The sequence below is a fragment of the Thiohalophilus sp. genome (genome assembly GCF_031581315.1).
Classification (GTDB): domain Bacteria; phylum Pseudomonadota; class Gammaproteobacteria; order UBA6429; family Thiohalophilaceae; genus Thiohalophilus.
In genome coordinates, this window is sequence record NZ_JAVLAZ010000009.1 from 38,174 (window position 1) to 47,645 (window position 9,472).

The 9,472-nt window shown below is 58.0% G+C and carries 10 protein-coding genes and 1 pseudogene; all 11 read right to left on the reverse strand.

Annotated features, from left to right (window positions below; translation table 11 throughout):
* Positions 1-52: 52 nt before the first annotated feature.
* A complete protein-coding gene (locus RI563_RS02350) occupies positions 53-445 on the reverse strand; it encodes a hypothetical protein (RefSeq protein WP_310692738.1) in 393 nt (130 codons plus the stop codon).
* On the reverse strand, positions 442-930 hold the full coding sequence (locus RI563_RS02355) for a phosphatidylglycerophosphatase A (protein ID WP_310692739.1): 489 nt from the start codon (positions 928-930) through the stop codon (positions 442-444). Before RI563_RS02355 ends, RI563_RS02350 begins: the two co-directional genes overlap by 4 nt.
* Positions 931-1,911 carry a thiamine-phosphate kinase gene (thiL, locus tag RI563_RS02360; RefSeq protein ID WP_310692740.1) on the reverse strand — a complete coding sequence of 327 codons (981 nt, stop codon included), beginning with the start codon at positions 1,909-1,911 and terminating at the stop codon, positions 931-933.
* 248 nt (positions 1,912-2,159) lie between these two features.
* Positions 2,160-2,603, reverse strand: a complete 444-nt coding sequence (gene nusB, locus RI563_RS02365; protein WP_310692741.1) for a transcription antitermination factor NusB — start codon at positions 2,601-2,603, stop codon at positions 2,160-2,162.
* Between the two features lie 4 nt (positions 2,604-2,607).
* Positions 2,608-3,075, reverse strand: coding sequence for a 6,7-dimethyl-8-ribityllumazine synthase (ribE, locus tag RI563_RS02370; RefSeq protein WP_310692742.1), 468 nt, complete (start codon positions 3,073-3,075; stop codon positions 2,608-2,610).
* Between the two features lie 12 nt (positions 3,076-3,087).
* Positions 3,088-4,200, reverse strand: a complete 1,113-nt coding sequence (ribBA, locus tag RI563_RS02375) for a bifunctional 3,4-dihydroxy-2-butanone-4-phosphate synthase/GTP cyclohydrolase II (protein WP_310692743.1) — start codon at positions 4,198-4,200, stop codon at positions 3,088-3,090.
* A gap of 5 nt (positions 4,201-4,205) precedes the next feature.
* Positions 4,206-4,862: a riboflavin synthase gene (locus RI563_RS02380; protein ID WP_310692744.1), complete on the reverse strand. Its 657-nt coding sequence runs from the start codon at positions 4,860-4,862 to the stop codon at positions 4,206-4,208.
* Between the two features lie 133 nt (positions 4,863-4,995).
* The gene (gene ribD / locus RI563_RS02385; RefSeq protein WP_310692745.1) at positions 4,996-6,096 is read right to left on the reverse strand and encodes a bifunctional diaminohydroxyphosphoribosylaminopyrimidine deaminase/5-amino-6-(5-phosphoribosylamino)uracil reductase RibD; all 1,101 of its coding nucleotides are present in this window, start codon (positions 6,094-6,096) and stop codon (positions 4,996-4,998) included.
* 12 nt (positions 6,097-6,108) lie between these two features.
* Entirely contained in the window at positions 6,109-6,621 is a 513-nt protein-coding gene (gene nrdR, locus RI563_RS02390; protein ID WP_310692746.1) for a transcriptional regulator NrdR, read from the reverse strand.
* A 173-nt stretch (positions 6,622-6,794) separates the two neighbouring features.
* The gene (gene glyA / locus RI563_RS02395; protein ID WP_310692747.1) at positions 6,795-8,045 is read right to left on the reverse strand and encodes a serine hydroxymethyltransferase; all 1,251 of its coding nucleotides are present in this window, start codon (positions 8,043-8,045) and stop codon (positions 6,795-6,797) included.
* Positions 8,046-9,067: 1,022 nt separating this feature from the next.
* Positions 9,068-9,472 (reverse strand): annotated as a pseudogene (locus tag RI563_RS02400) (hypothetical protein); the annotation flags it as partial.

Below are 9,472 nucleotides of genomic sequence, written 5' to 3' on the forward strand. Positions count from 1 at the left end.
CCTGCCAACAGCAGTATCAGCACCCGGCCCTGACGCAGCAGATAATGCATCGCTAACGCCGCTCCAGCCGATAGCGTTCACCCTGGCTCTGTTTCAGATCGACAGTGACCCGATCCGGCGACCAGCCATGTACCTTGTCATGGGCTTCCACAATCACCTGTGTCATATCCTGTGAAATCGCAATCCCCGACAGACTGCGGGTAAACGGCTGCTCGTTGACATGCGGATGATGCAACGTCCGATGCCCCAGCACTTCGCCATCGGGCGTGACCACGCGCCAGCCGTCGGCGTAATGCTCCCAGCCGGTATCGGCATGTCTGAGCGTGACAGCGGCGCGCCAGGTTTGCGGCCCCTGCTCCCGCAGCTCGACCTGGAGGATTTTCACCTCTGCGGCCGTTGCCAGTGTACTCAGCAATAACAGGCTGATTGTTATTATTCCCTTCATAAAGCCCCTCCTGTCAGATAGATCACCAGTTGTAATACAACCGAGGCATACACGGCTGCCAGCAGATCGTCCAGCATGATACCGATCCCGCCCGATACCCGTCGATCCAGCAAACCGATCGGCCAGGGTTTCCAGACATCGAACAATCGAAACAGCGCGAACCCGGCCACGATCCAGATTATCTCAAACGGCACCGCGACCATAGTCAACAAATAGCCAACGATTTCATCCCAGACAATGGCCGGATGATCGTGTACCCCCAGCCGTTGCGCCGTGGCCTGGCAAAGGTGAATGCCAATATATAAAAGGAATAGCGTAATCAGCAAATACGCTATGGGACTCAGGCCGACCATCAACAGATAAATCGGAATCGCCACCAGTGTGCCGGCCGTCCCCGGCGCTTTCGGTATCAGGCCACTGCCAAAACCCAGGCTTAACAGGTGAACAGGATTCATTAACAAACGGGGATCGATGTGGGTTCGCATTCAGTTTGACTCGTTAAAATGGCGATAGCCGTGGCCGGATACATTTCTCGTCCGGCCATCCTGTTCCTGGCAGCGTATGCCGTGCTCGCTCTCGATCTGCCCGATACAGGTCAGCGGGCAGTCCAGTTGCGTTACGAGCGAGCGGATTGCGGCATGCTGACTGGCGGGTGCGGTAAAACAGAGCTCATAATCATCGCCCCCGATCAACGGCAACTCGCCGAGCCCGGGGTCAGTAGCAATCAATTGACGGGCCGCGGACGATAACGGCAAATCGGCGTATTGTAATCCGGCACCGCAATCGGCCGCCGCACATAAATGCCCGAGGTCGGCCAGCAAGCCGTCGGAAATATCGATACAGCTACTGGCCATGCCACGTAATGCGCGGCCCAGTGCCAGCCGGGGTTGAGGCCGGTTGAGTCGACGACATAATTCCTCACTCGCTGAAGAACTGGCGTCCAGCTCGCCCTGCATCAGCCGCAAACCCAGCGCCGCATCACCGAGCGTGCCGGAAACCCAGATCTCATCGCCCGGCGCCGCGCCCTGGCGCGTCAGGGCCTGCCCGGGCGGCAGATAGCCGGCGACCTGCACCGTGATCGTCAACGGACCGCGCGTGGTATCCCCGCCCACCAGCTGCAAACCGTATTGCCCGGCCAAGTCCGCCAGCCCCCGGCTGAACGCCGCCAGCCAGTCCTCATCATTGTGTTCGAGTGTCAGCGCCAGCGTCAGCCAGGCCGGCTCGGCCCCCATCGCCGCCAGATCACTGAGATTTACCGCCAGTGCCTTCCAACCAATATCATAGGGTTCGGTGTCGAGCGGAAAATGCACCCCCGCCACCAGCGTATCGATCGCCACCACCAGCTGCTGACCGGCAGGCGGCTCGATTACCGCCGCATCATCGCCAATCCCCAGCACCACATCCTCGCGCCCGGGCGTTGCCTGTGCGAAGTAACGGGCGATGATGTCAAATTCGGAAAGCGACATTAATCAGATCCGATGGTGGTTAAAGTATCAGGCACTATTCAATATGGGTTATAAAACGCAGAGTTCGCGGAGGCGCGGAGACGCAGAGAAAATTGATCTTGAGTCACAAACCATCCAGTCGGTTTCTGACATAGTGCATAAAATTCTTTTAATTTTGGACGAGTAACTATTTAATTCTCCGCGTCTTTGCGCCTCTGCGTCCTCCGCGTTATTTCCAGTAAATTGGAAAAGTGATAACTAACCGTTGTTCAGGATTTTTTGTATTTATGGGCCTGCATTTCGATGCCGCGCAGTTCGGCGGCGAGTTTGTCCATGATGCCGTTGATGAATTTGTGGCTGGCTTCGGCGCCGAAGGTTTTGGCCAGTTCGACGGCTTCATTGATAATCACGCGATAGGGAACTTCCGGGCTGAACTTGAGTTCGTAGGCACCGAGCCGCAGCACGGCTTTTTCGACCGGATCGATTTCGTCGTAGGGGCGTGTAATATAGGCCGTAATGGACTGATCGAGCTCGTCGCTATGCCCGGCGACGCCGTTGCTCAGCTCGCGAAAATAGGCTTCGTCCACATTACGCATTTGCTGATCAACCGCATACTGACTGATGATCTTGTCGATCGTATTCCCGGACAGCTGCCATTCATACAGGCTCTGCATGGCAAGGCGGCGGGCACGGCTACGGGGATTGGGTTTCATGAGGCTACAGATTCTTCAGCAGGTTGACCATTTCGATAGCCGACATGGCTGCCTCGGCGCCCTTGTTGCCGGCCTTGGTGCCGGCCCGTTCGATAGCCTGTTCGATGGTATCCACGGTCAGCACACCAAAGGCCACCGGCACATCCTGCTGCAGCATGACCGAGGACATGCCCTTGACGCATTCGCCGGCGACATAATCAAAATGGGGCGTACCACCGCGGATCACCGCGCCCAGCGCGATAATCGCGTCATAATTTTTGCCCTGCGCCATGCGCTGTACCACCAGTGGTAATTCATAAGCCCCCGGCACGCGCACGATTTCGATGTCGCTTTCACTGCCGCCGTGGCGGGTGATGGTATCGACCGCGCCCTCCAGCAGGCTCTCCACGACAAAGCTGTTAAAGCGCGCCACGGCCAGACCAAAACGCGCCCCTTTGACTACCAGCTCTCCTTCCACGGTTTTCATCGTCATTGTACTTTCCTGTTATTCCCCGTAAACGTATTCCACCACTTCCAGGCCAAAGCCGGAAAGGGCATGCATTTTTTTCGGCGCGCTCAGTACGCGCATTTTTTTCACGCTGAGATCCGTCAGAATCTGTGCACCGATCCCGTACGTACGCAGATCCTCACCCGATTCGTAATGTGGCAGATCATGTCCCTGATCCTGCTCATTATACTGTGTTATGTGCGATACCAGGGTCTCTGATTCTTCGGCCAGGCGCAGGATGATCACCACGCCTTCCCCTTCATCGGCAATGCGCTTCATGGCATCGCCCAGGGGCCAGCCACAATCGTCGCGCTGGCTGCCGAATATATCACACAGGGTATCTTCCACGTGTACCCGCACCAGTACCGCTTTTTTGGGATCGAGATCGCCCTTGACCAGGGCCAGATGCACCTGGTGATCGATGCTGTTGCGATAGGCATACAGCTGAAAGTCACCATGACGGGTCGGCATGTTACACGAGGCAGCGCGGACAACGGTTTTCTCGTTCCGCATGCGGTATTCGATCAGATCGGCAATGGTGCCGATTTTCAAACCGTGTTCGGCGGCAAATTTTTCCAGATCCGGACGCCGGGCCATGCTGCCGTCTTCATTGAGAATCTCGACAATGACCGAGGCCGCCTCCAGCCCGGCCATGCGCGCCAGATCACAACCCGCTTCAGTATGCCCCGCCCGGGTCAGTACCCCGCCCGGCTGGGCCATCAGGGGAAAGACATGACCGGGCTGCACCAGATCCGACGGTTTGGCATCGGGAGCCACGGCCGTCTGAATCGTCACGGAACGATCCGCGGCGGAAATGCCGGTCGTCACGCCTTCCGCCGCTTCGATGGAGACAGTAAACGCCGTGGCGTGGGCTTCGCGATTCTCCGTGACCATCGGCGGCAGACGCAGCCGTTCGCAGCGCTCCTTGCTCAGGGTCAGGCAAATCAGCCCGCGGCCGTATTTGGCCATGAAGTTGATCGCCTCGGGCGTCACCTTTTCGGCGGCAATGATCAGATCGCCTTCGTTCTCACGATCCTCATCATCCATCAGGATCACCATTTTACCCTGACGAATGTCTTCGATAATCTCTTGTGTACTGTTCAGTGCCATAAATCCTACTTGATAAAACCGTGCTCGGCGAGCAATGCCTCGGTCACACCCTGACCTGATTGTGCCGCTTTGTCACCCAACAGTAAACGTTCCAGATAACGGGCGATGACATCCACTTCCAGATTGACCCGTTGACCTGTCAGGAAATCCCCCATGGTCGTTTCGACCAGCGTGTGTGGAACGATATTCAAATCAAACACCGCACCTTCCACCGCATTGACGGTCAGGCTGATGCCATCAACACAGATCGATCCTTTGCTCGCAATATACCGGGCCAGTTCATCCGGTGCCCGGATACGAAATTTCACCGAACGGCCGGCATCGAATCGATCGATCACTTCACCGATACCATCCACATGGCCGCTGACCAGGTGACCGCCCAGATGCGTCGTGGGCGTCAATGCCTTTTCCAGATTCACATCGCTGCCGGTCCGGATATCGGCAAACGTCGTGCACGACAACGTCTCGCCCGAGACATCCGCCCAGAAACCGTCACCCGGTAATTCCACTACCGTCAGGCAAACACCGTTGACGGCAATACTGTCACCCAGAGACACATCCTCCAGCGACAGTTTGCCGGTCTGGATGCGCACGCGCGCATCGGCGCCCCTGGGCTCGATAGCCGCAATCTTGCCTACCGATTGTATGATTCCCGTAAACATGGCCTGCTCGTCTTCCCGGTTTGGCACTCTCAGACAATATATCCGCGAGTCCAGATCAGTAAATCACCACCAAGACACCAAGACACGAAGGAAGAAAATAATAATTTTGCTTGGTGTCTTGGTGTCTTGGTGGTTAGCTCTTTTTCAATCCTGCGGTGATGCGCCAATCTTCCCCGACCGCACGAATGTCCTTTATCTGTAACGGCAACCTGTCATCCATTGTTTCTATTCCCGGCAGGTGGAACAGGCCGCGGGCAGCATCGCCGAGCAGGGTCGGGGCCATGTAGATGATTAACTCATCGACCAGTCCGGCCTGCATGAGTGCACCGGCCAGGGTGGCGCCGGTTTCGACGTGCAGTTCGTTGATTTCCAGCTCGCCGAGTTGATCCAGTACCGCGGCCAGATCGACGTTGTTATGTGTATTCTGCGAAACAGCGATCACCTCGGCGCCAGCATTTCGAAGCTCCTCCTGCGCCGACGCATCCTCGCTGCAGGTCATGATCACTGTTTTACCCGGTTGCTGCAAAATCCTGGCACTGGCCGGTGTGCTCAGGTTGGTATCCACAATCACCCGCAGGGGCTGGCGTTCTGTCTGTTCAAGGCGCACCGTCAGGGACGGATCGTCGCCCAGCACGGTGCCGACGCCGGTGAGGATCGCCGAGCTGCGCGCGCGCCAGTGTTGCACATCCTGGCGCGCGGCCGCACCGGTGATCCACTGGCTCTCGCCCGAGGCCATGGCCGTGCGTCCGTCCAGGCTCATGGCCAGTTTCAGCCGCACCCAGGGGCGACCGCGCTGCATGCGCCGGATAAAGCCGGGATTGAGTTGGAAAGCCTGCGCTTCCATCAGACCGCTGTCCACGCTGATACCGGCCGCCTGCAACTGGCTGATGCCACCGCCGTCGACCTGTGAGTGGGGATCGCGCATCGCTACCACCACCCGGCTGACACCGGCCTTGATCAGCGCGTCACTGCAAGGTGGCGTGCGCCCCTGATGGCAACAGGGTTCCAGGGTGACATAGGCGGTACTGCCGCGCGCGGCATCGCCGGCCGCTTTCAGGGCATGGATTTCGGCATGGGGCTCGCCGGCCCGTTCGTGCCAGCCTTCGCCGACGATGGCGTTATCCCGCACCAGCACGCAACCAACCCGGGGATTGGGATCGGTGGTATACAGCCCCCGTTCGGCCAGTTGCAGGGCACGGGCCATGTAACGGTGATCATCGGCGCTGAAGCTCATCGGGGAAGCCGCTTATTGTTTGTCGTCGTCATCCGGCAACAGGGATTGTTGCTGGCGTTTCATTTCCGGCGAGGGGACACTCTGAAGCTTTTCGATCTCTTCCTGGAAGGCACTGACATCCTCGAAACTGCGATACACCGAGGCAAACCGGACATACGCGACCTGATCCAGATCGCGCAGTTCCTGCATGACCAGTTCGCCCACCTGCTTGGAGTCGATCTCGCGCTCACCCAGCGCCCGCAACTGTTTGAGGATCCGGTTCAGGGCATCCTCAATGGCATCAGTGTTGACCGGCCGCTTCTCCAGTGACCGCTGCATGCCGGCACGCAGCTTTTCCTCATCGAACGGTTCGCGGCGACCGTCGTTCTTGACCAGCCGCGGCATCACCAGTTCGGGCGTTTCAAAGGTGGTAAAGCGTTCGTGGCAACTCAGGCACTCGCGCCGCCGACGCACCGCGGACCCCTCGCCCGCCAGACGCGAGTCGATCACCTTGGTATCGTCGGCGCCACAGAACGGACAATGCATCGCTCAGTGCCGAGGGACGAGGGACGAGGGACGAGGAACAAAAGCCAGCGATGTCATACCATTGATGCCCGCTTCCATGAGTTATCCATATCGTCGCAATAGCCAGAAAAAGTGATCAAGTCTTTGAACATCATTTCTCCACCTCGTCACTCGTCCCTCGTAACTCGTCCCTGTTACTTGTAGACAGGGAACCGTTTGCAGAGATCCAGGACTTTCTTCTTGGTCTCGGCGATCATTTTCTCGTCACCCTTGCTGTCGATGACATCGCACATCCAGCCGGCGAGATCCCGGCTTTCATCTTCACCGAAACCCCGGGTGGTCGAAGCCGGGGTACCAACCCGGATACCGCTGGTGACGAACGGGGATTGCGGATCGTTGGGCACGGCGTTCTTGTTGACGGTGATGTTGGCATCGCCCAGCCAGGCATCGATGTCCTTGCCGGTCAGTTCCTGCTTGATGAAGCTGACCAGGAACAGATGGTTCTCGGTGCCGCCGGAGATGACATCGAAACCGCGATTCTGGAATACCTCGGCCATCACCTTGGCGTTTTTCACCACCTGCTGCTGATAGGCCTTGAAGTCGGGTTCCAGCGCTTCCTTGAAGGCCACAGCCTTGGCGGCGATGACGTGCATCAACGGACCGCCCTGGGTACCCGGGAACACCAGTGAGTTGAGTTTCTTTTCAACATCCGGGTTAGACCTGGCCAGGATGATACCGCCGCGCGGACCGCGCAGGGTCTTGTGGGTGGTGGAGGTGGTCACATCGGCGATGTTGACCGGGCTCGGATAAACCCCGGCGGCGATGAGACCGGCGACGTGGGCCATATCCACCATCAGCCAGGCGCCAACCATGTCAGCGATCTCGCGAAAACGCTGCCAGTCCACCACCTGGGAATAGGCACTGAAACCGGCGACGATCATCTTCGGCTTGTGCTCTTTGGCCAGCTTTTCGACTTCGTCGTAATCGATGAAGCCCTGCTCGTCGATACCGTACTGCACGGCGTTGTAGATTTTGCCGGAGAAGTTGACCTTGGCGCCGTGGGTCAGATGACCGCCGTGGGCCAGACTCATGCCCAGCACGGTGTCGCCCGGCTGCAGCAGCGCCATATAGACAGCGGCGTTGGCCTGGGAGCCGGAATGGGGCTGCACGTTGGCGTAATCGGCGCCGAACAGCGCCTTGACCCGGTCAATGGCCAGCCGCTCAGCCACATCGACATATTCACAGCCGCCGTAATAGCGCTTGCCGGGATAACCCTCGGCATATTTGTTAGTGAGCACTGACCCTTGAGCCTGCATAACGCGAGGGCTGGTATAGTTTTCCGAGGCGATCAGCTCGATATGCTCTTCCTGGCGCTGCTCCTCGTTCTGCATCGCCGCCCACAGTTCGTCGTCATAGCCCGCAATGGTCATGTCTCGTTTAAACATCGATTACTCCCGGTTCAGATAAAATTCAATGAATTCAGAGCATTACAACCCAGCGCAGGGTGCGCCCGGGGCTGTCGTGGCTCGCGTAAAGAAGCCGTATTCTACCCGATCCGGGGATTTTTTTCATGGCGATCAGGGGGTTTTGCCGGGGAACGCACGGCACAGCGCCCTCGGGCAAGGGGTGAATTCAACGGTCTCCTTCCGTCACACAAAGCCCGTGCGGCAGGATTGCAGCGATCTGACAAGTCCGGGGGTGTCAGGGAGCGCTGTGCGCCCCCTGACCTACTTTCCTGGACTCTCGCCAAGACGCTGAGACGCAGAGAAACCCCAATTATTTTTCTCTGCGTCGCGGCGGCTTTGCGAGAAGCAACAGATTTACCGGAGTAACGCAGGTTACGCTGGGGCGCTAGCTTGCGTGACTCCCCAACGCAAAACCAGAGCCTGACTCTCACAAAGACGCTAAGCCGCCACGAGTAATACCAACGATTTTCTCCGCGTCGTGGCGGCTTAGCGAGAGGCAACGGATTTATCTGAGAACGGTGCGTCAGGTCACGAGCCATTTACCGTCATTCCGGCCTTGAGCCGGAATCCAGTTTCGAACCGTCACACAGGCCACACTAGCGACAGCCTGTGTGACTTCCCAACATAAACCAGAGGCCAGCCCAGCCAGAGGGATCGCCGCGGTATGGAACATCCGGGGTGTCAGGGGCGCTGTGCGCACCCTGACCTACTGACTGGACTCTCGCAAAGACGCTGAGCCGCCAGGAATAAAAACCGACGATTTTCTCTGCGTCGCGGCGGCTTTGCGAGAGGCCATAGACTGGTGCCGGGTCGGACCCGGCATGACGAACAGCAACTCCGGCCCTTCCCGTCATCCCGACAAAATCTCTGCCCCAGAACAAAAAAAGCCCCGATGAAAACCACCGGGGCTGAATTGGTACGTGGAGGAGGTACCAAATAAGTGCTGAGTTTACCTTTTTTTATGCACAAATGTTAAGCATTCACCCTACAAAAGTGCTCGCTTACCACTCGTCGTCGCCGGTTTTACCGCCGGCGGCTTTGGTCAGTGCGGCCTCAATCGCCGAGGGCGCGCACATGATGGAGGCGAAGCTGTTGCTGCCCATCATGGAAAGGTCCGGGAAGCTGATAGCGATGCGGAATTCGGCACGCAGCGCATACGCCTTGTTGCCCTTGACCACGATCTCATAGGGCAGATGACCCAGGGACTTGGTCTCCTTGAAGTCGATCCGTTCCATGATGTACTTGTCGCCGGCACATTCGGTCGCGTCCGTATTACCCAGGATGTTGACCCCGAATACAGAGGCTTCCTGGCCGGGCAGATCGATGCGATAGACCGGTTTCACCCCGCCCTTGCCGGCGGAAATTGCCGCTTCAACGCCGTTAACGGCATCCTCGTAGGTATTGTA